24 protein-coding genes and 1 riboswitch are annotated in these 25141 nt (G+C 42.0%); of the genes, 9 read left to right on the top strand and 15 right to left on the bottom strand.

What is annotated here, in order from left to right; all coding sequences use genetic code 11:
• Window positions 1–105: 105 nt before the first annotated feature.
• Window positions 106–489 carry an RNA-binding S4 domain-containing protein gene (locus tag MTN96_RS10125; RefSeq protein ID WP_054983404.1) on the bottom strand — a complete coding sequence of 128 codons (384 nt, stop codon included), beginning with the start codon at window positions 487–489 and terminating at the stop codon, window positions 106–108.
• A gap of 269 nt (window positions 490–758) precedes the next feature.
• Here MTN96_RS10125 and MTN96_RS10120 point away from each other — a divergent pair, with 269 nt between their 5' ends.
• Window positions 759–1061, top strand: a complete 303-nt coding sequence (locus tag MTN96_RS10120; protein ID WP_004589447.1) for a hypothetical protein — start codon at window positions 759–761, stop codon at window positions 1059–1061.
• An 82-nt stretch (window positions 1062–1143) separates the two neighbouring features.
• Complete coding sequence (locus tag MTN96_RS10115) at window positions 1144–1809, top strand: hypothetical protein (RefSeq protein ID WP_054983365.1); 666 nt, start codon at window positions 1144–1146, stop codon at window positions 1807–1809.
• Window positions 1810–1818: 9 nt separating this feature from the next.
• On the opposite strand, the gene MTN96_RS10110 is transcribed toward MTN96_RS10115, so the two are convergent.
• The 5 genes from MTN96_RS10110 to glnA all read right to left on the bottom strand — a co-directional run bounded on the left by MTN96_RS10110 (window position 1819) and on the right by glnA (window position 6918).
• Window positions 1819–2277 (bottom strand): Crp/Fnr family transcriptional regulator, encoded by a 459-nt coding sequence (locus MTN96_RS10110; protein WP_054983366.1) that lies wholly within the window; start codon window positions 2275–2277, stop codon window positions 1819–1821.
• A gap of 28 nt (window positions 2278–2305) precedes the next feature.
• Window positions 2306–3691, bottom strand: a complete 1386-nt coding sequence (glnG, locus tag MTN96_RS10105; protein ID WP_004589451.1) for a nitrogen regulation protein NR(I) — start codon at window positions 3689–3691, stop codon at window positions 2306–2308.
• A gap of 15 nt (window positions 3692–3706) precedes the next feature.
• A complete protein-coding gene (gene glnL, locus MTN96_RS10100; RefSeq protein WP_054983367.1) occupies window positions 3707–4777 on the bottom strand; it encodes a nitrogen regulation protein NR(II) in 1071 nt (356 codons plus the stop codon).
• A gap of 89 nt (window positions 4778–4866) precedes the next feature.
• Entirely contained in the window at window positions 4867–5379 is a 513-nt protein-coding gene (locus MTN96_RS10095; protein WP_024031997.1) for a DUF4124 domain-containing protein, read from the bottom strand.
• 132 nt (window positions 5380–5511) lie between these two features.
• The gene (gene glnA / locus MTN96_RS10090) at window positions 5512–6918 is read right to left on the bottom strand and encodes a glutamate--ammonia ligase (RefSeq protein WP_024031998.1); all 1407 of its coding nucleotides are present in this window, start codon (window positions 6916–6918) and stop codon (window positions 5512–5514) included.
• Window positions 6919–7425: 507 nt separating this feature from the next.
• Here glnA and typA point away from each other — a divergent pair.
• Complete coding sequence (gene typA / locus MTN96_RS10085; RefSeq protein WP_004589455.1) at window positions 7426–9249, top strand: translational GTPase TypA; 1824 nt, start codon at window positions 7426–7428, stop codon at window positions 9247–9249.
• A 260-nt stretch (window positions 9250–9509) separates the two neighbouring features.
• On the opposite strand, the gene MTN96_RS10080 is transcribed toward typA, so the two are convergent.
• From MTN96_RS10080 to MTN96_RS10070, 3 genes are all read right to left on the bottom strand, one after another.
• Window positions 9510–10241 (bottom strand): CBM9 family sugar-binding protein, encoded by a 732-nt coding sequence (locus tag MTN96_RS10080; protein WP_248451547.1) that lies wholly within the window; start codon window positions 10239–10241, stop codon window positions 9510–9512.
• Window positions 10242–10304: 63 nt separating this feature from the next.
• Complete coding sequence (locus tag MTN96_RS10075; protein WP_248443304.1) at window positions 10305–11396, bottom strand: MBL fold metallo-hydrolase; 1092 nt, start codon at window positions 11394–11396, stop codon at window positions 10305–10307.
• 130 nt (window positions 11397–11526) lie between these two features.
• Entirely contained in the window at window positions 11527–12183 is a 657-nt protein-coding gene (locus MTN96_RS10070) for a DUF2959 domain-containing protein (protein WP_004588426.1), read from the bottom strand.
• Between the two features lie 85 nt (window positions 12184–12268).
• Here MTN96_RS10070 and MTN96_RS10065 point away from each other — a divergent pair, with 85 nt between their 5' ends.
• Together MTN96_RS10065 and dtd are read left to right on the top strand one after the other, a co-directional pair.
• Window positions 12269–13171: a virulence factor BrkB family protein gene (locus MTN96_RS10065; protein ID WP_029773504.1), complete on the top strand. Its 903-nt coding sequence runs from the start codon at window positions 12269–12271 to the stop codon at window positions 13169–13171.
• Complete coding sequence (dtd, locus tag MTN96_RS10060) at window positions 13172–13609, top strand: D-aminoacyl-tRNA deacylase (RefSeq protein ID WP_096040994.1); 438 nt, start codon at window positions 13172–13174, stop codon at window positions 13607–13609.
• Here the strand turns inward: dtd and MTN96_RS10055 are convergent.
• Window positions 13606–14307, bottom strand: coding sequence for a spermidine synthase (locus MTN96_RS10055; RefSeq protein WP_248531450.1), 702 nt, complete (start codon window positions 14305–14307; stop codon window positions 13606–13608). The genes dtd and MTN96_RS10055 overlap by 4 nt on opposite strands.
• A gap of 432 nt (window positions 14308–14739) precedes the next feature.
• On the opposite strand from MTN96_RS10055, the gene MTN96_RS10050 reads away from it, so the two are divergent.
• Complete coding sequence (locus tag MTN96_RS10050) at window positions 14740–15633, top strand: bifunctional GNAT family N-acetyltransferase/hotdog fold thioesterase (RefSeq protein WP_024032005.1); 894 nt, start codon at window positions 14740–14742, stop codon at window positions 15631–15633.
• Window positions 15634–15705: 72 nt separating this feature from the next.
• Here the strand turns inward: MTN96_RS10050 and MTN96_RS10045 are convergent, their stop codons facing one another.
• From MTN96_RS10045 to dapA, 5 genes are all read right to left on the bottom strand, one after another.
• Window positions 15706–16740 (bottom strand): phospholipase A, encoded by a 1035-nt coding sequence (locus MTN96_RS10045; RefSeq protein WP_248531448.1) that lies wholly within the window; start codon window positions 16738–16740, stop codon window positions 15706–15708.
• A 209-nt stretch (window positions 16741–16949) separates the two neighbouring features.
• Window positions 16950–18071 (bottom strand): succinylglutamate desuccinylase/aspartoacylase family protein, encoded by a 1122-nt coding sequence (locus MTN96_RS10040; protein WP_248462968.1) that lies wholly within the window; start codon window positions 18069–18071, stop codon window positions 16950–16952.
• Window positions 18072–18076: 5 nt separating this feature from the next.
• Complete coding sequence (locus MTN96_RS10035; protein ID WP_248443298.1) at window positions 18077–19282, bottom strand: PLP-dependent decarboxylase; 1206 nt, start codon at window positions 19280–19282, stop codon at window positions 18077–18079.
• Entirely contained in the window at window positions 19282–20022 is a 741-nt protein-coding gene (locus tag MTN96_RS10030; protein WP_029773501.1) for a 2,3,4,5-tetrahydropyridine-2,6-dicarboxylate N-succinyltransferase, read from the bottom strand. The genes MTN96_RS10035 and MTN96_RS10030 overlap by 1 nt, the downstream gene beginning before the upstream one ends.
• Window positions 20023–20037: 15 nt before the next feature.
• A complete protein-coding gene (gene dapA, locus MTN96_RS10025; RefSeq protein WP_029773500.1) occupies window positions 20038–20922 on the bottom strand; it encodes a 4-hydroxy-tetrahydrodipicolinate synthase in 885 nt (294 codons plus the stop codon).
• Window positions 20923–21050: 128 nt separating this feature from the next.
• A riboswitch (Lysine riboswitch) is annotated at window positions 21051–21247 on the bottom strand.
• 194 nt (window positions 21248–21441) lie between these two features.
• Between dapA and MTN96_RS10020 the strand changes: the two genes are divergently transcribed.
• The 3 genes from MTN96_RS10020 (at window position 21442) to MTN96_RS10010 (ending at window position 24948) form a co-directional block, all read left to right on the top strand.
• A complete protein-coding gene (locus tag MTN96_RS10020; RefSeq protein ID WP_024032011.1) occupies window positions 21442–22146 on the top strand; it encodes a DNA-3-methyladenine glycosylase I in 705 nt (234 codons plus the stop codon).
• Window positions 22147–22148: 2 nt separating this feature from the next.
• Window positions 22149–23555: a YdiU family protein gene (locus MTN96_RS10015; protein ID WP_248531446.1), complete on the top strand. Its 1407-nt coding sequence runs from the start codon at window positions 22149–22151 to the stop codon at window positions 23553–23555.
• Window positions 23556–23889: 334 nt separating this feature from the next.
• Entirely contained in the window at window positions 23890–24948 is a 1059-nt protein-coding gene (locus MTN96_RS10010) for an OmpA family protein (protein ID WP_004588161.1), read from the top strand.
• The last annotated feature ends 193 nt before the right edge of the window (window positions 24949–25141 follow it).

Genomic DNA, 25141 nt, shown 5'->3' with positions numbered 1-25141 from the left:
TATTACCTTGTTTTTATTGTATTTTACGAGGTAATTAAAGAGCAAAAAGGCTAACTGTTCAAGCTAGCCTATACATATAATAAAAACGGCACAAAGCGCTAAGGGCTAGCCAAATGAGATAGGGCGGCGCCCTGTATTTTCATCAACCTTTGGCTTTTTAGTGCGCTTTCTTTTATTTTTTGCCGGCTTTTGAGCTGTTTCATTAGGTGTTTTTTCTGGCTGCGGCTGGGTTGTTGCGACTGGGCGCTCTACAGGAGTCGCATCTTCACTTAAAGTGAGTTGAAAAAGATCGCCATCAAATTCAAGTACATCGCCACTGTATAATTTTTTCCGTTTTATTGTACATATTTCATGGTTAACCCCAACATAGCCTTGCGCTATTAGGTTTTTAGCTTGGCCGCCACCTTCTACTAAATCGAGTACTTTTAGTAATTTACAAAGCTCTATAGGTTCTTCTTCAAGTTCAATTTCAATGTATTCTTCTGACATGGTTATCTCTGTTGGTGGCGCATAAGCAGCAAGTATAAAGGCTTGCACTGTTTTTTGCACCTAGCAAGCTCGCCCGAGTGGGATAAAAAAGAGTGATAAATATAAAACTTTTTTCAACTTTAAAAAAACTGCAGCATTTGATGCGTATGCTCTAGCAAAAATTTGGTGTGCTATTTGCTATTGCTTTGGCAAATAAAAAATCGTACCTAAAACATGGTAATTATCTCACCGTTTTAATTGTTTAGGTCTGCATATAATTGGAGCAGTAAATGGGCATAAGATTAGCAATGAAAAAAGAGCTAATGGGCTTAGATAATTCAGATATGCTGACAGCAGATGATGTAAGAGCTCACTTAGCTAACTCGGTAAAAACACAAAAAGAGCAAGATGAACGCGGCTTTTCGGTTATTTCTAAGTTTAACGATACGCACAGTCGGCTAATTAGTGGTGATCCACTTAAAAAATCAAAACTGGAATTTGAACGTCATCGCTTATTTAACGAAGTTTTATATACGCGCCAAAGTGTAGATGCCTGGTTAGACAGCCAAACAAATTATACCAACGTACAATAATACTTAATTAAGCACATGAGTATTAAGTTGCTATAGATAGTTTCCTCCAATAGACTACAATTGTAATCATTGGAGGGTCACTATGAAAAATGGCATTTTAATCTGTATGTGGGCGCTATTATTAACTGCGTGCCAACAACCTACCGTTTATGTTTTTAGCGAAAACTTGCAAGATGAGCAGCGCAAGCAGCTCGATGCTGCGCTAAAAGCACAAAATCTTCCTTATGAATACGTAGCGCTAGAAATCCCATCTACCTTTGGTGAGGCTACATTACTCTTATCAAGCGATAAAATTTACCCAAAAGAAACTGAGCAGTTAGCTACTATTATGCAGGGGCTAGGTTACGAGCCACAAGTTAACTATACAACGCGTTCAAATCATTTTTATGGTGATGGCAATATAGGCTTTTATTTAAAGAGCACTGATGGAGAAGACGCTTTTACTATGCCGTCTCGGCTAAGAACAACTCATTGCAGCGAAGACAAGTACAATGATTTACTCGTCACATTTACAGATAAATATGCTGACTTTACCTTACCCAGTGGCGCTGTTGTAAGGTTAGGTTGGGAGTTTTTATATGGTTATGTTGTTATTTATTATAAAACCTACTCGCAAACATATAGCCACTCACAGCCGCTTGTAGCGACGCCCTTTGGCGCTAAGCCATCCGATACGTATACATTTACGGCGCATGTTAATCACCCCAGCTGGCTTGATTGCTCACTACAAATTGTTTATATGGACTGAGGGATAGAGTTAACCGTGGGTTTCTATGTGCTCACTCAGCTTTGCAATGCGCAGACTCATACCTTCTATGATTCTATCTTTAATTTTTTCGCGTATTACATTAGGCAAGCGAGTAAGTGCCTCTGGGGTAATGGCAAGTACTATGGTGTCGGTTTTAGCGCGAGCGCTCGTACTGCGCTCGCGGTTATTAATAAATGCGCCTTCACCGATAAACTCACCGGGCTCTATAGTGCCAAGCTCCAGCAAGTGGTTATGTTTAAAAACAAGTAACGCACCACTTAATACAATGTATAAGCGTTTGTCGTTATCGTATTGTTTAAATAAAAACTGATGCTGGTTAACTAAATACAATAACCCAAACGACTCTAGTAGCACTTGGCGTTCAGCAAGGCTGAAGTCTTTAAAAAAGTGCAATCTATTCACTATTTCCATTTGTTTAAACAATGGAATGTGTTCTATTAATTTCATCCTAGGGCCAACGAGTAACAGTTAGAAACTAGCTAATATTGCGCTCTTTTAATTTGCGGGTCAACGTGTTGCGCCCCCAGCCAATTTTTATGGCTGCATCTTGTTTATGGCCAGAGCAATTAGCCAGTGCTGTTTTTATAAGGCGAGTTTCAAGCTGAGCTTGAATATCAGGCCAAATGTTTTCTTTACCTTGCTTAAGCTCTTGGTTGAGCCATTGCTGAAACGCATCAAGCCAATCACCTTCTTGTTGAACAGGCGCTGCATCAATGATCTCTGGTGGTAGGTCTTGCTCACTTACTAATTCACCAGGGGCCATAACGGTTAACCAGCGACAGGTATTTTCAAGTTGGCGCACATTACCAGGCCAGCTAAATAGCCTAAGCTGCTCTGTGGCTTTTGGGCTTAGCACTTTACTTTCTACTTGTAGGTCTTTTGCGCTTTTGTGTAAAAAGTGCTGCGCTAGGCGCTCAATGTCTTCAGTTCTTTCTCTAAGAGCCGGTAAACGAAGGCGCACAACGTTTAAACGATGAAATAAATCGTCCCTAAATTTACCCTGTTTTACTAAATCTTCTAAATTTTGATGCGTTGCAGCAATAATGCGTACATCAACTTTAATACTTTGGTGCCCGCCCACACGGTAAAATTCACCATCGGCGAGTACACGTAATAAACGTGTTTGCACATCCAGTGGCATATCGCCAATTTCATCTAAAAACAGTGTGCCGCCATTGGCTTGTTCAAAGCGGCCTTTACGAACGCTATCGGCACCAGTAAATGCGCCTTTTTCGTGGCCAAATAGCTCAGACTCCACAAGCTCTTTTGGAATAGCGGCCATGTTTAATGCAATAAACTGGTTTTCTTTACGTGGGCTGTGGTTATGCAAAGCGCTGGCAACAAGCTCTTTACCTGTGCCAGACTCACCATTAATTAGTACGCTCATACTTGAAGCCGACAGTTTACCTATCGCTCTAAACACTTCCTGCATCGCAGGGGCTTCGCCAATAATGTGCGCGCTTTTAGGTGGAACTTGTTTACGCTTAGTTTTTTTAGTTGAATTTGCTCTACAGGCACTTTCGATTAATGCCACGGCTTCGTTTAAATCAAATGGCTTGGCTAAGTACTCAAACGCGCCTTTTTGAAATGCGTTAACCGCTGAGTCTAAATCTGAGTGGGCGGTCATTATAATAACCGGCAGCCCTGGGTTTTGCTCTGCTATGAGTTCAAGCAATGCCATGCCGTCCATGCCTGGCATCCGTACGTCAGATACCAACACGGTTGGCTGGCTAAATTTTAGCGCGCTTAACACGTCTTGCGCATTTGCAAAGCTTTCTGCTTCAAACCCTGCGCGTGTCAGCGCTTTTTCTAATACAAAGCGAATTGATGCGTCATCATCTACAAGCCAAACTGTTTTCATGCCAACTCCAAAACATTAATCTGCAAAAGGCAGATAGATATTAAATTCAGTATGGCCAGGCCAGCTATCGCAGTCTATATAACCGTCGTGCTGATCTATGAGCGTTTGTGCGATTGAAAGCCCTAGCCCTGAGCCACCTTCTTTGTTGGTGATCATCGGGTAAAACAATGTTTCGCGAACGCTTGGGTCTATGCCTGGTCCATTATCAGAAACCTGGATCAACAAGGCTTTTTTAGGGGCTTTTCCGGGGCGGCGATACTGATGATTAATGCGGGTTTTTATTTTTATTTCACCGCCATCAACTAACGCCTGTTGAGCATTGCGTACAATATTAAGTACAACTTGCTGAACCTTGCCTTGGTCAATAAACACATCAGGGATACTTGGGTCGTAATCTTTAACTAGACTAATATTTTTACAATTATCTAATGTGCTTAATTTAACAACCGACTCAAGTGTTTGGTGAATATTGCCATACGACTTTTGCGGAAGCTGATTTGGCCCAAGTAGCCTATCAACTAATTCGCGTAATCGGTCGGCTTGCTCAATTATAAGCTCAGCGCATTCGTCCCTTTCTTGTTGATCTACCTCATACTGCAATAACTGCGCCGCTCCGCGTATTCCCCCTAAAGGATTTTTAATTTCGTGAGCAAGCCCTCTAATTAAATTTCGTGCAGCTTGATATTGATGCATTTGGTTAGAGGCTTTGTCGTGTTTTATTTCTTCATCGGTTTTACGACACTCAAGTAAAATATAGCGTTCGTTTTTAAACTTAACTTGGCGCGATGTAATAGCTATTTTTGCATGGCGAGAATCTATAAAGACCACGTCAGCTCTGTGCTGGCTGCAATCTACACCATCAATAAGTGAGTACTGGGCTATGCGCTCTAAATCCACAGAATGGTAATTAAATAAGCTGTTAAAGGTTTGCCCAATAATGCGCTTTTTACCCAAGCCGAGTAGTTCGCTGGTGCTGGTGTTGGCATAAACAAGGGTAAAACTTTTATCAAGTAACATGACCGATGTAGTTTGATTTTGCCAAATGGCATTGAGAAGTTCAGGGCTAAAATTTTGTTCGTTTGACATCTTTGCACCACTTTAGTGCGTTAATATTTGCAAGCAAGTTTTAATCAGTAAATACTGCTGCGCTAATTTTGCTTCATGAGACATTGTACTTAATTTACAGCCTTTCTTTGCATCACAAAGGTACTGGGCTGACTGATAGCAATGGCTTGATTTTGTTTATTATAAAGTTTGAGATACAAAGTATGAGCTCCGTTTTCTACATCCCGAATGGCAAACGTTGATAAATCGCTTGCGGGCCCATAAGCGTTACCGTTTAAAAATAGCTGTATGGTAAAGCCAGCTTCAAAACGGGGTGTTATGCGGCTTGTTACGTACACCGAGCCGGTGTTTTCGCGTACGGTTTGGTTATGTGTAGGCGACGATATCATAATTTGAAAACGGTTAGGGTGCGTTGGTTGTGGTGAACCAGGGGTGTGTTTATCGGTTTCAGACAGGGTAAGATCTTGGCTGCTTAGTTTTATTTCGTGCGCGCCACTACGTGGTGTATCTGAGAACACTAAAACACCATTTTTATCTTTCCAAGCATAAATTTTCTTATTGCCTGCATAACTATAAATGCTTAATCCTAAAGCAAAAAATAGTAATAATATCCTGTAATTCACATTGCTACCCTGCATATTTTGTAATTACATAACTTTAGTGGAGATAACCCTAATTTACCATAAAAAAAAGCCCGCTAAGCGGGCTTGAGAACACACATTTATTATCTTATCGATAATTTTGTCTACGGCGTATTAAACGCTGTAGTACATTTCAAACTCAACTGGGTGAGTTGTCATGTTAAGTTTTTCAACTTCTTGAGATTTAAGAGCAATGTAAGCATCGATTAAATCATCAGTGAATACGCCACCTTGCGTTAAGAATTCACGGTCAGCACTAAGTGCTTCTAGCGCTTCATCTAGTGAAGATGCAACTTGTGGAATTTCTGCTGCTTCTTCTGCTGGTAGGTCGTATAAATCCTTGTCCATAGCATCGCCAGGGTGGATCTTGTTTTTGATACCGTCAAGGCCAGCCATAAGCATTGCAGAGAAAGCAAGGTATGGGTTAGCAGTTGGATCTGGGAAGCGTACTTCAATACGACGACCTTTTTCAGATGGTACAACTGGAATACGGATTGATGCAGAACGGTTACGTGCAGAGTATGCAAGCATTACCGGTGCTTCAAAACCTGGTACTAAACGTTTGTACGAGTTAGTTGAGGCATTTGCAAACGCATTGATTGCTTTAGCGTGCTTAATAATACCGCCAATGTAGTAAAGTGCATCTTCAGAAAGACCACCGTACTTATCACCAGCAAAAAGGTTAACACCGTCTTTTGCTAAAGATTGGTGACAGTGCATACCAGAGCCGTTATCGCCTACAACAGGCTTAGGCATAAATGTGGCCGTTTTTCCGTAAAGGTGAGCCATGTTATGAATAACATATTTCATCTCTTGGATTTCATCCGCTTTTAATACCATTGTATTAAAGCGAGTTGCGATTTCGTTTTGACCCGCTGTTGCAACTTCGTGGTGATGTGCTTCTACTACTTGGCCTAGTTCTTCAAGTACTAAACAAGTAGCTGAACGCCAATCTTGTGAAGAGTCAACTGGTGAACATGGGAAGTAACCACCTTTAACACCTGGGCGATGACCTGTGTTACCACCTTCGTAGTCTTTATCAGAGTTCCATGCTGCTTCAACAGCATCAATTTTGTACATAGAACCTGACATATCTGACTTGTATTTAACATCATCAAATAGGAAGAATTCTGGCTCAGGGCCAAATAAAACTGTATCTGCGATACCGGTAGATTTCATGTACTCTTCAGCGCGTTTAGCAACTGAACGAGGGTCACGCTCGTAGCCTTGTAGTGTAGATGGCTCTACAACATCACAACGTACGATTAGCGTAGCTTCTTCTGTGAATGGGTCTAATTTTACTGAATCAGCTACTGGCATAAGTACCATGTCTGATTCGTTAATGCCTTTCCAACCTGCAATTGAAGAGCCGTCGAACATTTTGCCGTCTTCAAAAAAATCTTCATCTACTTGGTGATGAGGAATAGAAACATGTTGTTCTTTACCTCTAGTATCAGTAAAGCGTAAATCAATGAACTTAACGTCATTTTCTTTAATAAAATCTAAAACCGATTGTGACATGTGTCCTCCAACTGTTGGGTTTTATTATTGCTGCATTAAATGCTTTGGCTTTTTAGTAAGCCGATTTTATGCCATTATTTTAACTTGCTGTTTATTAAGTTAAAAATTATGGTTGCACAAAAGTGGTCACGGGCTTTGCACTTTTATGGTGCGTAAAATATCCACATTGGTGCAAAAATTTCACGCTCGATTCTGCACGTATTTTAATCACCTAAATCAGCTTAACTTAAATAGTAAATAGTGCCAAAGCAATCAACAAATTAGCTAAAAAACGACAATTTATGTAATTTGTCGAAATTTATTTCATATAATTGTCATATAAAAAACAGATACTTAGTAAAAGTATTAAGAAAGTTTTTAAAATTGTATTGGATAAACTTTCATCCATGTCATTAATGAGGGATAATATGCGCCCTTTTAAATCCTATGCTGGGACATCTGGTGAAAACGCAGATGAGTGCGTAGATCTTGCAGGATCAATGAGAATAAACTTCTCTGAGTAAAAATATGAGCATCGAACAGTTAAGAAATATAGCGATTATCGCGCACGTTGACCACGGTAAAACGACATTGGTTGACAAACTACTTGAGCAATCAGGTACATTAGAAACACGCGGCGGTAACGAAGAGCGTGTGATGGACTCAAACGACATTGAGAAAGAACGTGGTATTACCATTTTGGCTAAAAACACAGCCATTTCTTGGAAAGACTACCATATCAATATCGTAGATACCCCGGGACACGCCGATTTTGGTGGTGAAGTTGAACGCGTACTTTCGATGGCTGACTCAGTATTATTACTTGTTGATGCTCAAGAAGGTCCAATGCCGCAAACGCGTTTCGTAACGCAAAAAGCATTCGCGCAAGGCTTAAAACCAATTGTTGTTATCAACAAAATCGACAAGCCAGGTGCACGTCCTGATTGGGTTATGGATCAAATCTTTGATTTATTCGACAACCTTGGTGCAACTGACGAACAGCTAGACTTTAAAGTAATCTACGCTTCAGCAATCAACGGTTGGGCTACACTAGATTTAGATGAGCCGTCTGACAACATGGAACCTATGTTCCAAATGATCGTTGACGAAGTATCACCACCGGATGCAGATCCTGAAGGTGACTTCCAAATGCAGATTTCTCAGCTTGATTACAACTCTTATAAAGGTGTAATCGGTATCGGCCGTATCAAACGTGGTTCTGTTGTGCCTAACCAGCAAGTAACGATTGTTAGTGCTGATGGCTCTACGCGTAACGGCAAAATTGGTTCAGTACAAAGCTACCTAGGTCTTGAGCGTATCGAAACAGATAAAGCTTACGCTGGTAACATTGTAACGGTAACAGGTCTTGGCGAGCTTAAGATTTCAGACACTGTTTGTTGTCCTAACAACGTTGAAGCATTACCACCACTAAGTGTTGATGAGCCAACAGTAACAATGACGTTCTCTGTAAATAACTCTCCTTTCTGTGGTAAAGAAGGTAAGTTTGTAACATCACGTAATATTCGTGAGCGTTTAGACAAAGAATTAGTACATAACGTTGCACTTCGTGTTGCTGATACTGACAACCCAGATAGCTTCCGCGTATCGGGCCGTGGTGAATTACACCTTGGTATCTTAATCGAAAACATGCGTCGTGAAGGTTACGAGCTAGCTGTATCTCGTCCAGAAGTAATCTTACGCACTGTTGATGGCGTATTAGAAGAACCGTACGAAACACTAACAATTGACTGTGAAGAAGAGCATCAAGGTTCTATCATGGAGCAAATTGGTCTTCGTAAAGGTGAACTTACTGATATGGCACCAGATGGTAAGGGCCGTATGCGTTTAGACTTTATGATCCCAAGCCGTGGCTTAATCGGTTTCCAAACTGAGTTCATGACGTTAACTTCAGGTTCTGGTTTACTTTACCATACATTCGATCACTACGGTCCACACAAAGGTGGCGAGCTAGGTGTTCGTAAGAACGGTGTAATGATTGCAAATGCTACAGGTAAAGCACTTACTAACGCATTATTCAACTTACAAGAGCGTGGTAAATTATTCATCGGTCACGGTGTTGAAGTTTACGAAGGTATGGTTATCGGTATTCATAGCCGTGATAACGACCTTACAGTTAACGCACTTAAAGGTAAGCAACTTACTAACGTTCGTGCATCTGGTACAGATGAAGCACAAACATTGACGCCACCATTGAACTACACACTTGAGCAAGCGCTTGAGTTTATCGATGATGACGAGTTAGTAGAAGTAACACCTGAGAACATTCGTATTCGTAAGCGTCACTTAACTGAAAGTGAGCGTAAGCGTGCGGGTCGTGCTCCAAAATCATAATCTATTAATTTAGAGTAATGGTTTAAAAGCCGCTGTATTTTGCAATACAGCGGCTTTTTTGTGGGTTAAAACAAGAGTTGTCAGCTATAAGTTATCAGCGGTCAGTTTATAACGGCGCAGCTAAATAGGCTGGTTTAAGCTGAAAGTCAGTAGGCTATATAAATCTGCAACAATACATAGTGGTAGTGCGTATTGGTAGGGTGCTTTTTCGTTGGGTTTCGCTACGCTCAACCCAACGTTTTCAATTATTTTATTGGTAGTTACTTACTTTTTGGTAGCAGGGTAATTTTGCCAAAGACATCTGCGTCTATAAAACCGCGGTTTCTGTCGCCATTGACTGGCTGTACTTCGTGAGAGCCCATAAAGTGCTCGCGTACTTTGCTGCCATCGTTATCGCAATACGCTAGCATAAAGCCAATGACTTGTTTTTCATTAAGCGTAATGGGCGTGTTTACAGCGCCTTCTTGGTAATCGTTAGGGTAGAGCTTTATAGCAACTTCCCAGGTGATGTTATAAGGGGCTTGGGTATTACGCTTCCAGTTACTTGTTAAGTGGTCGGTGTATAAATGGGCTTTTTTATCGGGGCCGTAATCGGCGGCTTGGTTATCAAGGCCAATATGATATGCCAACGCGGTATGGTTAAACTGGTGAATACCACCTGACGCGTCGCTATCGATAAAAATTTCCAGCGCATCGTCATCCCAATATTTTACGGTCGGGTCTGGGTGCGTATCAATAAGTACATCGTCAGTTATATCAGCTTGTAAATACAGGTAGTTTTTATCCCACAGCAGGCGGTAGCGGCCTTTAAAGTCGGCATCTGATGAGGGCAAGGTGCCATCCATTAAATGCGGCATATCATGCCACGTTGCTTTATCCCATGCGCTTTCAGATACGCCATCAATAGTAATAGGGGTCGATGTGTGCGCTACATCAATGGCCATTACTGGGGCGCTTAATAAACAGCTTAAAGCTAATGCGTGTTTTTTCATTAATTTCTCAATGTTAATATGTATTTAGATATTACAATCATCCTAAAACAGTTCAGCAATGAGTTACAGTGAAATACTTTCGCCTTCGTTTAAAATATATAAAGGTGTGGTTGAAGCCATTTTATTGTGCATATGTAGTAACCTTAGCAGTGCTGAATGACTTGTCCGGTCGCCCATTTTCCAGCTTGAGTTACCATAGCCCCACGGTATCATTACTTTACAGTTAAGGTCACTAGCTGCATTTACAGCATCCTCTGGTGTGGTGTGTACATAACGATACCAAGTAGGGCTGTCTTCACTGTAATACGAGGCTATAGGCAGTAGGCATATGTCTATATCGCCATACTTTTGCTGAATGTCTTTAAAGTGTTTTGAGTAGCCGGTATCGCCTGCAAAAAACACGGTACTGCCGTTTTGCTCAAGCAACCAGCCATTCCATAGGTCTTTATCGTTATCTTCGTAAATAAAGGGCACCAATACACGGCTACTAAAGTGGTGCGCTGGTAGGGCATGAATCGTTAAATCATCAAGCTGTGTTTTTGCATACCAGGCCATTTCGCTAATGTTATAGCCACCAGTAGGGAAGTTGTCGGCCATACCTAATGGCGTTAAGTAGCGAGGTTGATTACCAAGCTCCCCTATATCGGCTTTATTAAAGTGATCGTAATGAATATGCGAGTACATCACTGCACTTAAGTTTTTAAGCTCGTTTTGTGTAAGCCAATCGCCGGGTTGCCTGTAAAACCCTGATGCTAACCTAAAGGCTAAATCAACAGGTGAGTCGAACTGCTCTTTTACAGGGTCAAATAGCACGTGTTGTCCGCTAGGTGTGCGGATCATAAACCCAGCGTGCCCTAACCAGCGCACGGTAAAGCCCGTATTTAAATTAATTGGCTTTTGCTCAGCAATAAATTGGCAATCTTCAGCGTCTTGTTTGCATTGTAATTTAGGGCTTGGCGGGTAGCAGCCGGTTTCGCAGGTGGTGGGGTAGGTTTTTTTGCCAGGGTAGAGGTTATAAAAGCGTCCTTTTCGCTCGCCTGTTTGATGTTGCGGGGTAAGCGTGCTTTCCCCTGCAATCACCTCAATGCGATTAGCGGTTTCGCAAGCGCTAAGCAATCCACAAATAAATACAAGGCTGGTGGTTTTTAGTTTCATTGTTGCTATCTATTATTATTTTTATAAAAGTATAACAACATCAAAAGATTAACAAATAGTTCAAAGGTAACAAAACGTAACAACAAAAAAGCCTGCAATATGCAGGCTTTGTTAGGCAGATTTTAATTGATTAGCCAGCGCTATTCATTTGCTCTATAAACTTGTTTGAATCGGCAATTGATTTATTCATGTCGTTCATCAGTACTTGAATATCACGCTTTAAATTAGTGAATTCGCCTTTAATAGCGGCAACCGCTTGTGCGTTTAAGTTATGCTTTAGGTACAGTACGTTATCTTGTAAAGACGATAGCACTGGTTCCATTTTGCTTTCTGCACTGCGCATAGAGCGAAGTAACTGGCTAAATTGGCGTTGTGTAGCCGCTAGTTTTTTACTGCTTTCGCGTTTAAGCGACGCGCTTTTGTATTGCTCAAGCTCATCGCTCCATTCATCAAATAAAGCTTCTGCTACATCTTCAACTTTATTAATATTGCTCGACACTTCATTAGCGGCTGCTAAGCTAGACTCATAATCGTCATTAAGTTGATTGTAGGCATCTTGTAACTCGCCGCCATCAAAATTAATTAAGGTTGTTAGGCGCTCAAGTGCTGATTGAAATTCTTCTTGCGACTCTTCTTGTGAATCTTTGGTTTCTTCTACGCGGTCAATAAGAATGTCGCGCTTATGTACACCTACTTTTTCCATTGCAGAATAATAAGCCGACTGACAGCCCGATAAAGTAAGCGTAATGGCCAGTACCGAGGCGCTAAGTAATGTTTGTTTTTTCATTTGGATCCCTATTTACCAGTAAGTGCTGTAAATTATGGTGCTGATTGCTATCATAATCAAAATTCGATTAGCACAAGTCAATTGTATGAATGATAAGCTCTCCCTTTATAAACAGCAAGCTATCTCCTTTTTAAGGCAACAGCCAAGCTGGTGGATGCAGTACGTTAACCGCTGTATAGACGATCAAATTACAGTGAATGCAGGCTACCTTGCCTATGTTACTTTGCTTTCTTTAGTGCCTTTGATAGCGGTAGGCGTGGCAATATTTTCGGCCTTCCCGGGGTTTGAGTCGACCCGCATAGCCATAGAAAGCTTTTTGTTTACTAACTTTGTACCTACCTCATCTGATGTGATTAAAGAGCATATAAGCTCCTTTGCTGGCAATGCGAACCAAATGACCGCGGTGGGTATTGGCTTTTTAGCGGCGATTGCATTGCTGCTTATACGTAATGTTGATGCCACGCTTAATCGCATTTGGCGTATTAAGAAAAAACGCCCCATGATGATCTCTTTTGCGGTTTATTGGATGGTATTGAGCTTAGGCCCCGTACTACTGGGCGCAAGTATTGGTGTTACATCGTATATTGTTTCGTTAGTGTCGTTTGCCGATCAGGGAATTCCTGGGTTTAGTGGCTTTTTGTTAAAGCTGGTGCCTTATGGCTTTTCGATGATTGGCTTTTTAATGTTATACACTTTAGTACCTAACACGCCTGTATCTATTCGGGCTGCGCTACCTGGGGCTCTTTTTGCGGCAGTATTATTTGAGCTGACTAAAAAAGGCTTTGCGCTTTATATTAGCCATTTTCCTTCGTACGAAGTAATTTATGGCGCTGTTGCGACCATTCCTATTTTATTTGTGTGGGTGTATTTGTCGTGGGTGGTAGTGCTATTAGGGGCCGAATTTACCGCCTGTATAAGCCCTAATCATGTACCACAAACACCAGAAATAGACATTGATGAAGAACTAAAAACAGAGGAACGCAGTTAAATGCAAGGTTTAATACAACGTGTAAAAAGTGCCAAAGTAGAAGTTGATAACCAAGTTATAGGTGAAATTGGCCAAGGTATATTATTGTTACTCGGTGTTGAAAAACCAGATGATGAGCAAACCGCCGACAAACTATTGCATAAGGTAAGTAATTACCGAATATTTACCGATGAAAACGACAAAATGAACTTAAGTCTAAAAGATATAGGCGGTGAGTTACTCGTGGTGTCGCAATTTACATTAGCGGCTGATACTAAAAAAGGCATGCGGCCAAGCTTTTCATCGGCAGCCACACCTAGCCAAGCTAACGCGCTTTACGAGTACTTTGTAACTCAAGCTAAAGCGCAGGGTATTAGTGTTGCCACGGGAGAGTTTGGCGCCGATATGCAAGTGAGCTTGTGTAACGATGGACCTGTTACGTTTAACTTATCGGTTTAATTACCAGCTTTAGTAACAATAATAATATGATTCACAAAGCCCGCAATTTTATGCGGGCTTACTTTTACGCCAAACACATTAAATAGTAATTGCTGTAACTGAATTAACTGCGACTCATGTTGCGATAAAAAGTTAATAAATAACGTGCCACCTGCGTTTAGCGCATCGTATATTTTTTGATAAAAAGCGCGTTCAAACAAAAATCGTGGTGCATCTATTTGGCTAAATAAATCAAGAATAATCCAGTCATGGTTATGTGCCTTGCTAAGTACATTTTGCGCGTCATCACACTGCACGTCACTTTGGTTTTTAAGAGCGAAAAAATCTGTATAGCAGGCAATTATATCTGCATTTTTTTCAACTGATGTTACGTGTGCCTGCGGGTAAGTGTATTGTAAGTAATTACGTATAGCGCCACCGCCAAGGCCAAGTTCTAACACGTGATTTGGCGGTGCTAAGGTTTGCCACTGTTTAGCTAAATAGGTTAAATGTGGAAATAGTAAGCGCTGTGGATTGTTAAGCTCTACCACCGATTGCAACGTATCGTTAATCAGCAGCCAGCGGAGCTGACCGGATTGGCGAACCTGTATGTGATCGCCTGCATATTTATGCCAGTAAACTAGTTGCCCAATATCTTGGCTGTGACTAATAAAGTGGCTACTCACTACACCCGTTAAAGGGTTTATAAAATCGCTCATAACATTAAGGGCCTGTTGACCTTTCAGGATTAAAGTTTGTTCAATCTAGGGGGCGATTTAATCGCGGCGCGAGATTTGTAACCTGGTGGGCTAGGTAACTGCTCCTGCGTTACTCTACTGGCTTACACCCATGTAGGCAACAAAGAGTAAATTTCCCCTAGGCAGAACCCTTCGCTCAGTGCATGTTCAATCTCTAAAGGCCCAGCATAAACTAGCTGATGCTATGGGTAAAACAGTTATTTTTTCGCTTGCTTACCAAAGTCGTATTGGCAGTGTTTAAAAGATGGAGTATGGTATTTGCCATAATAATTCCAACCAACTTAATCTTTAATTTTCTAATGTAAAAACCAATGTGCAGGTTAAAGAGTTATTCAGTTGGATTACATGCCGTAGCCTTTATTTTTTATTTACGGCAAAACAACAGGAGTATATATGTTTCAAGTAACTACACCGCAGAGCAGCGAAGACTGGCAAGCGTACTATCAATTACGTTGGGAAGTACTACGTGCGCCTTGGAATGAGCCTCGTGGCTCTGAACAAGATGATATGGAACAAGACTCAGAGCATCGCTTTATTAAAAATAACAACGGTGATGTGCTTGGTGTGGCCCGTTTACACTTTAACAACCATGAACAAGCGCAAGTACGTTACATGGCCGTAGCCGAAGGCAACCGTAACCAGCATATTGGTAGCCGTTTATTACACGAGCTTGAAAAAATAGCATGGACGCAAAATGCAGGCGAATTAGTGTTATTTGCTCGCGAGCGTGCGCTTGAGTTTTATAAGCGCCACGGCTACGAGCTAAAAGAAAAAGCCCACTTAGCGTATGGCGATGTACAACATTTCAAAATGATTAAGCAAAAGCCTAGTGAGCCGGGTTGGTTTCGCCACCCAGATTGGACGCAAGTACTGCAAAATATTTGGCGTGAATCAATCCCAATTAGTGATGCAATGGGTATAAAAGTAGAAAGCTACACAGACTGGCAGTTTACAACGCGTGCTGATTTAGACGCTAACTTAAACCTACACAACACCATGTTTGCAGGCTCTATATACAGCTTAGCAACCTTAACAGGTTGGGGCGCAACGTACTTAGCGCTTAAAGAGGCAGGGCTTGAGGGCAATATTGTATTAGCCGATGCCACTATAAAATACTTAAAACCACTTAATACCGACCCACGCGGTTGTGTTGATGTGCAAACCTGTAAAGGTAAACTCAGTGAGCTAGAAACAACAGGCAAAGCAAGTTACGTAGTACCTGTTACTATATTTGATGGCAGCGATGTTGTTGCAGAGTTTGAAGGGGTGTTTGCGGTTAAAAAATAACGAGTAACGCTTTAATAAAAAAGCCAAGCACTTTATAAAAGGGCTTGGCTTTTTTTATGGCGTATTAATAAATTATAGTAAATCGGTAAGTAATATACCTACACCAATACGCTCTACATCAGCGTTATAATCAATTAGGCTTTCACCGTAACCGTTAAAATATTGTGCGTAGCCACGCAAACGACCCCAAAGCGGAAATGACCAATCTAGTTGAAGTGCACCACGGTTATCTGAATTTAAATTATTACGCGTCATAAAGCTAAACTCATGATCCTGATAACGATACGCCCCGCCAAATTCAAAGTAACCCATGTATTTGTAAATATCTGGATTGTCGTCGCCATCGGCTTCTAATATATTGTCTTTTTCATCCTCGGCAATGCGATACCAAGGTTTAAAGCTAAATACAAAACCGCTCTTTTCCCATATAAAATCGGCGTAAATTCGGTTCCATGAACGAGAGTTTGGCTGGCTGCGGCCATTAGATTGGTGCGAAATACCCAGCGCTATGGCCATTTCGTCGCCCCAAAGTACGTTTTCTTGGTCTAGGTAGTTTACCCAAAATATTTCTGGTTCGTAGTTGGTTTCACGAAATGGAGAAGAAATCTCTGAGTTATAAATTTGCCAATACGACTGCAAAGTAAAGCCAAAAAATATGGCCTGGTCTTCATCTGCAAAATCATCGTACAGTGGCACTTTAATAGAAAGCTGGTATTTAGCCTCTAGGTTATCAAGGGGTTCGCCATTTTCTTCATCTGTTAGCTCGTCAAAGCCATCAAACGGGCGATCGTTAGGGTGCGAGACATACGATAAAGGTAAAATGTAGTTACGTTTATGCGGCGTAATTACGTTACGATTTTTTTTGCTTACCTCTTCGCGAGCCTTGCGTTTATCAAGTGCGGTAAGTTGTTTGTTTTCTTCAAGGGCGGAGCATTTTGTACGCAGCTCGTCTAAGGTTTGCTTACCATCGCCACCAATTACTTCATTTAAAATACATTGCTTAACTAGCTCTATGTCGTTGTCTTGTTCATTTTTTTTAACCTCTTGTTGGGCAAAAGAGGGGGTGCTTAGTAAAGCCGTAACTGCAATCCAATAACGCCAGCTCATTGTTTATTCCTTTGAGAGTAAGGTAGATTTATAAATTATAACGTGTTTTTACATTTGTAACGGTGAACTTTCACTGAATTTACACTTATTTGATTACCCTACGTTTACACCGTTATCACAGATCAAAAAAAGCGGCATATAGCCGCTTATATTGTAAGTTAGTTAACTTACTCTCACGCAATGAGAAGGGGGAGTTATAGCGCGGTGCGTTATAACTCAAATACGTTAGTAAAAAACTTATAAAGTTCAGTGCCTTGGTTTACGCTTGCTGAGGCAAAATGCAAAATAGCAATTGCATCGCAATCAAGGCTTAATGTTTGTAGGGGTTGCTCAGTTAAATAGCGCTCCATGCGCAATATATGGGCTATTGGCTCACCTGCCTTTATGTGTGCGCCTAATGGGGCAACATACTCAACCATGCCGCCAATCGGCGCATAATAAGCAAAGTAGTCATCTAAATGGCACGCATAACGGGTCATCTGCTTAGGTTGATGCGCTGCATCTACCAATACATTTTTATGGTTCAAATAGCTTAAAATGCTGTTTGCATCGTCAAAGGCGGCTGCTAAATCTATTTTTTCTTGGCTGCCTAGCTCTACTGTAAAGGCCTCAACCTGTACATTGAAGTCCCTGCCTTGCGCACTAAGTGCATCACTTAGATGCCACCATGGGCAAAAGCTAGCTTCATCCATTGCGCCATCAAAGTCGCTTGGAATAAGCAGTACGTGTTCAATATTAAAATAACGTGCGCTGTCGCTGGCATACGTTGGACAGTACAGATGCTTACTTGAAATAGGCCCCGTATGTAAGTCGAGCACGATATCGGCTTGATGCGCAAGCTTTTGCAGGTTAAGCGCAATGCGTTTACCGGTATTGAGCAAGTAAGCTGGGCCGTTAAGTTTGGCATCTATTTCATCAAGCAGGGCTTTTTTAAAATTACTTTTTAAAGCTGCATCGTCGTACTGGCTATGCTCGTGTGCAAACTGGGTGACTAAATCACTATTGTAGTGATACATACGGTTCCAGTTAGTGCCAGTAATAGGGTCGAATCGGCCAAGGGTAAATTCCCCTGATTTTTGATTACAACCTATAGGGTTAGCATAAGGTACTAAGGTAATGTCGCCTTTTAAATTAAGCTGTTTTAACTGCTCTAGCAGCTGAAAAATAACCGCGTTACCTTGTACCTCGGCGCCATGCATATTGGCTTGAATATACACGCTTGGCCCGCTGCCATCGCCTTTTAAGCGATACACCGGAATAGTTAGAGGCAAGCCGTTTGCTACTTCCCCTACTACAATGTTTTCTTGGCTAATGGGTGTTGTTATGCTCATGTTTATTACCTTAAGTAGTGACTGGCATCTTCTGCTTGGCGCACACACGTGAGCTCGCCCTTTTGTAACACGTATTCTGCAGCTAGTTCATGGCATAAAAAATAGGGCATGCTTTCGGTAAAACCATAGGCACCACATTGGCTAAACACCAGCCAGTCTTGCTCGTTTAAATCGCTTGGTAGGGTATGCTCGCCTAAGCAATCAAGGGCAGTACATAATGGGCCATATAAGCTCATTGATTGTTCTGGCGCTGTTGACTCGCGCAGTAATGCCGCAGGAAAATCTTGGCTTGTAACAGCAGGGCGCAATAAGTGGTTAATACCACCGGTTAAAATAACTTGTTGTTGCCCGTAGTTTTGTTTGCACTCAACGACGGGGTTAGCGTAATGACCGCATTCGCCTACAGCGTAACGGCCAAGCTCCATCCAAAGCTCGTCTACACCCGCATCTTTTTTAATTTTTGCCAGCGCGGTGATTAATCCATCCCACTCAAGTGTTGCATCATTTGGTGTGTAAGGAATACCTAAACCGCCGCCTAAGTCTAAAATTTTCAGGTTTATATTTAAGTTATTAGCCAAGGTGGTAAGCGGTGCAATCATTTGCGACCACAGCTCGCTTAGCTTTTGCGTGCTAAGCATGTTGCCCCACTGAAAAATATGTAGGCCATCAAAATTAAGTGCTGGGTAATCGCCAGTATTGAGCGCTTGCCATTCATCGCAACCAAGCCCAAACGGTGTAAGGCTGTCACCCCCTAATGGGTTTTTTTCACCTTCTGGCCAGCGTAATTGCACACGCAGTAATACTTGCAGCTGCGTATTTTGCAGCTGCGCTTGCTGGTTTAACCAACGTACTTGATTGAGGCTTTCGGCAACAAAAATACGCACGCCGCGCTCAATAAAGTGTTTAATTTGTTTAGGGCTCTTTGCAGGCCCTGTATTGAGCACGCGCTGTGAACTAATACCTTGTGCAAGGACTTGTTCAAGCTCACCTTTACTTGCTACGTCAAAGTTAAATCCGGCGCTGTCTAGGCATTGAATAACCTTAGAAAGCGGATTGGCTTTTACCGCATACCAAAGCTTTACATCGGTTTGCGCAACTAAACGGGTAAGGTGTGCGTTTAGTTTGTCTAAGTCGTAAACAAAAAAAGGTGTATCAAGTTGCTGAGTAAGTGTATTTACGGCGGCCTTGATAGGCGTGCTCAAAAAGCTCATTATCGTAAAACCTCTTCTAGCAATAACGATGCATCGCTTTGCTCGTCGCGGTATTTAACAATGAGTGCACACGACATGCTTAAGCCTTGCTCACGAGCCCATTCGTTAGACGCAGGGCGAGAGCCTGGTATTACAATAGCGTACTCTGGAATTGGCTCGCCTTTATCTAGCTGGCGCTCGTTAACACAGTCGTAAACCGGAATAGTGGCAGATAAACGCACACCTGGGGCAAGTACCGCGCCTTTTTTAACCACTACGCCTTCAACAATGACACAACCTGCGCCAATAAACGCATCGTCTTCAACCACGACTGGGCTTGCCCCAATTGGCTCAAGTACACCACCAAGTTGAACAGCTGCGCTTAAATGTACATTTTTACCAACTTGTGCACATGAACCCACTAATGCGTGGCTATCAACCATAGTACCTTCGTCGATGTATGCGCCAATATTTACGTACGCTGGTGGCATAATAATAGTGCCTTTAGCTACGTAGGCACCGCGGCGAACACTGGTGCCACCTGGTACCATACGCACGCCATCGTCAGTGCTAAATTCTTGCGGTGCAAGGTTGTGCTTATCAACAAACCCGCCTGCAAACTCTGTGTTAGTGCCATTTTTAAAGGCTTCTAAAATGCCTTGTTTTACTTCTACGTTAGCTTCCCATTGGCCGCTTTCGTTTTGTGATGCTGCGCGTACTGCGCCCGATTCTAAATTATTTAGTAGTTCTAACCAGCTCATTATAAAAACCTGTGTTTAATGCCAAGATAAAATGGTGTCGTTTGCAGTGGTAATGCAATCGGTTTGCGTTAACTCAAGATGCGTTAAAGGTGGGCGCAACAGTGGGCTATTTAAACGCCCTTGCTGGTGCATTAGCACTTTAACGGGAATAGGGTTTGCTACAGCAAATAGGCTATTGATAGCGCGAGTCCACTGAGCAAATAAATTGGGGTGTTGACCGCTTAGGCTGCGCTTTACAAATTCGTGTGTTTGCAAAGGCCATGCATTGGCCGCAACCGAAACTAAGCCTTTTGCACCTGCTTGGGCAAAGTAGGGCATAAGTGCATCGTCGCCACTGTATAGCGCTAAATTAGGCGCGGCTTGTCGGTATGCTTCAAATTGGGTGATGTTGCCACTGGCTTCTTTTAAAGCCCACAGTTTTGGGTGCGCTTTTAAGTTTTCAATGGTTTCGATAGGAATGCTTACACCGCTGCGCCCAGGTACGTTGTACAACATACACGGATGCGCGCTTTCGTTTAATAAGCTTTCGTACCAATGTGTTTGACCTACAGCCCCTGGTTTTGCATAAAGAGGCGAGCCTAATAAGTAGCTGTGAATAGGTAATTGGTTACAGTAGCTAACCCATTCTTTTTGTTGGGCCAAGTTACTACCACCAACAGCAACCATAAGCGGTACACTGGGTTTTAATTGGCACACGTGCTCAACAATGCCTTGCTGCTCTTTAAGTGTAAGGGCTAAGCCTTCACCTGTGCTACCGAGCAGTAAAATACCGTTGTGTGCCGCTTCTTGTTCGCTAACAAGTGTTGTGAGCGTGTCGTAGTCAACATTACCTTGTTGATCAAACGGCGTAACAAGCGCTGTCCACAGTGCGTAGTCGTCTAAATTGAAGTTGTGAATCATCTCTTACGAACCTATAAGGTGTTCGAGATATTAAGGAGGCTGTATGATGTGAGCCGCATTAACGTCATTCGAACAGTATTCGAAGAGCGAATGGGCTTAAAATAATAGGGCGCACGGCCTTATTATTTAAGACCAGAAGCTCTCCACCAAACTAATAAGCTGCTCTAAAACAGCTATTGGTGACAGTCGCTAGGATTCAACCTAGTCGCCCGAAGTAATTGCTTCGCAAAAGCGTTTACCTCTCGGCGGTATTCCCCTCACATATGCTCACTGGAGTTTGCGCTCCTAACATACGCTACCTGAATAACGCACCTCTTCTAGCCCTTTGTATTTTGTTTAACCGCAAAAGGTTTAACAAAATACAATTTAAATAGGGTAATTGCGGCGATTAAAACATTTTAGCCGTCTAGGTGTCAAGTTGCAGGATACAGATTAGTTCATCGAAAATGTGGGTGGTTACGTATTGGCTGCTTTTCTCGTAAACTAACCCTATGAGCAGTGATGAGGTATTTAATAAGTATGGAAAAATTTAGCGATATTTATAAGCGAGCAGTAGAGCGAAAAGGTTCTGAAAAAATGCTTAAGTTATTACTCGCAAAACCCTTATCTAAAAAAGCATTAAGCGCATTAAGTGACGACGATTGGCTTGAAGAGTTTACCCGAAAAGTATTTCAAAGCGGGTTTTACTGGTCGGTAATAAACAGTAAATGGCCAGGTTTTAGAGAGGTTTTTTGGCAATTTAGTGTTGATAAATTACTTATGATGCCGCCCGATATGCTCGAGCAAAAAGCAACTGATGAGCGCATTATTCGTAATTATAAAAAAGTAAAAACAATTCCTGAAAATGCCTACATGATCCACGAAATAGCTCAGCAACATGGCAGTTTTAGCAAGTTTGTAGCTAACTGGCCAGGCGATGACATTATTGGTTTATGGGCGCATTTAAAAAAACACGGCGCCCGTTTGGGCGGCAATACAGGCCCGTATGCCTTAAGAGCGCTTGGTAAAGATACTTTTTTACTTTCGCGAGATGTAGAAAGTTACCTAAGAGCGCACAAAATTATAGATGGCGGCCTGCAAACTAAAAAATCGCTCACTGCCGCACAGGCGTTTTTTAACGAAATGCAAAAGCAAAGTGGTTTGAGCCTGCAAGAACTTAGCTTAATTGTGGCTTACAGCGTGGGCGACAATCGCGTAGGCATAAGCCAACAAACAGAGGATTAACCATGAAACTAGTGCCAAGATACACAGACATAGCAGATAACTTTGCAATAGAGGATCAACCTTCAAGCGTTGCTGCCCCGCAATTGCTGCTGTGGAACGAAGCGTTAGCACAGCAGTTTAATATTGATGTTGAGCCTGCGCTGCGGGCCAGTACTTTTGCTGGTAACGAGCCGCAACCGGTAAATGCTGTAGCGCTTGGCTATTCTGGGCATCAGTTTGGGCACTTTTCGCCGCGCTTGGGTGATGGGCGAGCGCACTTGCTGGGTGCTATCAGCGATGATAAAAATCAGCTGTGGGATATTCAGTTAAAAGGCTCAGGCGCCACGCCTTTTTCAAGAGGAGGCGATGGGCGATGTGCACTAGGCCCCGCTATTCGCGAGTATATTATGAGCGAGGCTATGCACGGCTTAGGGATTAAAACCACGCGGTGTTTGGCTGTGGTTGGCACAGGTGAAGCTGTTTATCGTAATCCGCCGCAACCAGGCGCAATTGTTACCCGCTTAGCAAGTAGCCATATTCGCGTTGGCTCGTTTCAGTATTTAGCAACTCAAGGTGATGTAGAGGGATTAAAAAAATTAGCTGATGTAGCCATTGAACGCCATTACCCAAGTATTCAATCAACAGGGGCTCAGCGCTATTTAGACTTTTTAGAAGCCGTTATAAATAGTCAGCTAGCGCTGGTTATTAGCTGGATGCGAGTAGGCTTTATTCATGGCGTTATGAATACTGATAATACCTTGATAAGCGGCGAAACTATCGACTACGGCCCGTGTGCAATGATGAATACCTTTGATTTTGATACCGTGTTTAGCTCAATTGATAAGCAAGGTCGCTATGCCTATGGTAATCAGCCAAATATTGTAAGTTGGAACTGCGCGCGTTTAGCTGAGAGCCTAATCCCGCTAATAGATGAAGATGACGAACAAGCTGTAAGTTTAATGACGCCGCTAATTAATCAGTTTTCTTCGTTATTTAACGCGCAATATAACCAAATGTGGGCACAAAAATTAGGCTTAGCAGGTTATAACGAAGACGATGTAGAGCTTGTAAGTAAGTTATTATTGTTATTTCAAGAGCATAAGCTCGATTACACCAATACCTTTGATGCCCTAACCGAGTCACTAAAGGGTGGCAAAGTGCCAGATGAATTAACGCAATGGGCCCAGTTGTGGCAAAAAAGATGTGATGAAAACAGCTATAACCTAATGAGAGCGGCTAATCCAAGGGTTATACCGCGTAATCACATCGTCGAAGAAATCCTTGCGCAATATAATCAATACGGCGAGAGCGAGCTGCTAAGCGACTTTTTAGCGGTGATGAGTAACCCATATGATAAAACAGCTAACTTAGCCCGCTTTCAAGAGACAGGTAAAGATGACAAGGGCTATCAAACTTTTTGCGGTACTTAAGTATTGTAATTAATTGTAAGTTTTTGATTATAAATAGTCATTTTTAAATAATGCAGTGTACAATGATTGAGCAGTTACACACTCGGTGGTATTGTGCGCATTCATAAAAAGTAACTATTTATAAATTACCATAATTTATTAATTGCAGATTAGGTAAAAATTTTTACTTAACCTACAATTGGTGGTTGGAATGCCTGTAGATCGTTGAAAAAATTTATAAACTTTATTTTTCGTTAAGTATCGATTAACAAAAGCTCGGGTAGTGTGTACAAAACTGGTTGAGCTAGTATTGATTAGCTACAATTTTCTAAGTTGTTAAAATGGGAAGAAAACAATGAAATTAAAATCACTTACAATTGCAATTGCGTTAGCTGCAACTAGCGCGTCTACATTCGCTGCCGATAAAGAAGAAGGTTTCTACATTGGTGCATTTGGTGACTACTATGATGCGTCATGGGAAAACATGCGCGCTCAAGCTGGCCTTGACGTAAACGAGTCAACTGGTTGGGGTGTAGAAGCAGGTTACCGTTTCAGCGATTACTGGAGCGCACGCCTTGAGTATGCAGATATGGACTTTAACGCGTTCGATAAAGCTGCGGGCAATCGTAATAATATCGACGGCGAGCGTTACGGTATTGATGCGCTTTACCACCTTGACGGCGGTCCTTTCTACGGTCTATTCGGTATTAAAGAAATGGACGTAGTAGATGACAACACATTCTTAAACGCAGGTGTTGGTTACCAACACTTTATTACTGATGGCTTTTTCGTAAACGCTGAAACTGCGGTATACCAAGGTCTTGATAAAGGTTACACAGATGTAGGTGCTAAAATTGGTATTAACTACTTATTTGGCCAAAACTCTATGCCTGCACAGCCTGTAGAGCCAGCACCTACAGCAGTAGTAGAAGTACCTGTAGAACCTAAAGACAGCGACAACGACAACATCCTAGATAAAGATGATAAATGTCCTAACACGCCAATGACAGACGCTGTTGATGGCGATGGCTGTACTTTATACGAAGACCGTGAAGTAACAACAAGCTTATTAGTTACTTTCCCACATGATTCTGCACAAGTTGGTCAACGTTACTTTGACGACATTGCATCAGTATCTGAGTTCTTAAAAGAGCACGAAGATACAACTGTACTACTTGAAGGCCACGCGTCAGCGGTAGGTAACGCAAACTACAACAAGATGCTTTCTAAAAAGCGTGCTGATGATGTAGCACAAGAGCTAATTAAAGATGGCATTGCTGAAGATCGCATTACAACTGTTGGCCTAGGCGAAGAACGTCTTAAAAACACAGCTAACACGAAAGAAGCTCACGCTGAAAACCGTCGTGTAGAAGCACATGTAAAATCTATTGAACGTGTAAAAGTTAAGCGTTAATAGTTACTTACTTTATTTTAAAAACCCAGCTTAGTGCTGGGTTTTTTTATGCCATTAAAACAGCATATGCAGTATTAGCCTGATTAAACAAGAATGATTATTACTTAACAAACATTCACGAAAATAGAATTTATGCTTACCACTATTCATAATATTTATAGTCGGTATAATCAGTTGCTTAGCTGGATGGATT

The sequence above is a fragment of the Pseudoalteromonas sp. 2CM28B genome (assembly GCF_023161935.1).
This window is presented reverse-complemented; position numbering and strand designations above follow the sequence as displayed.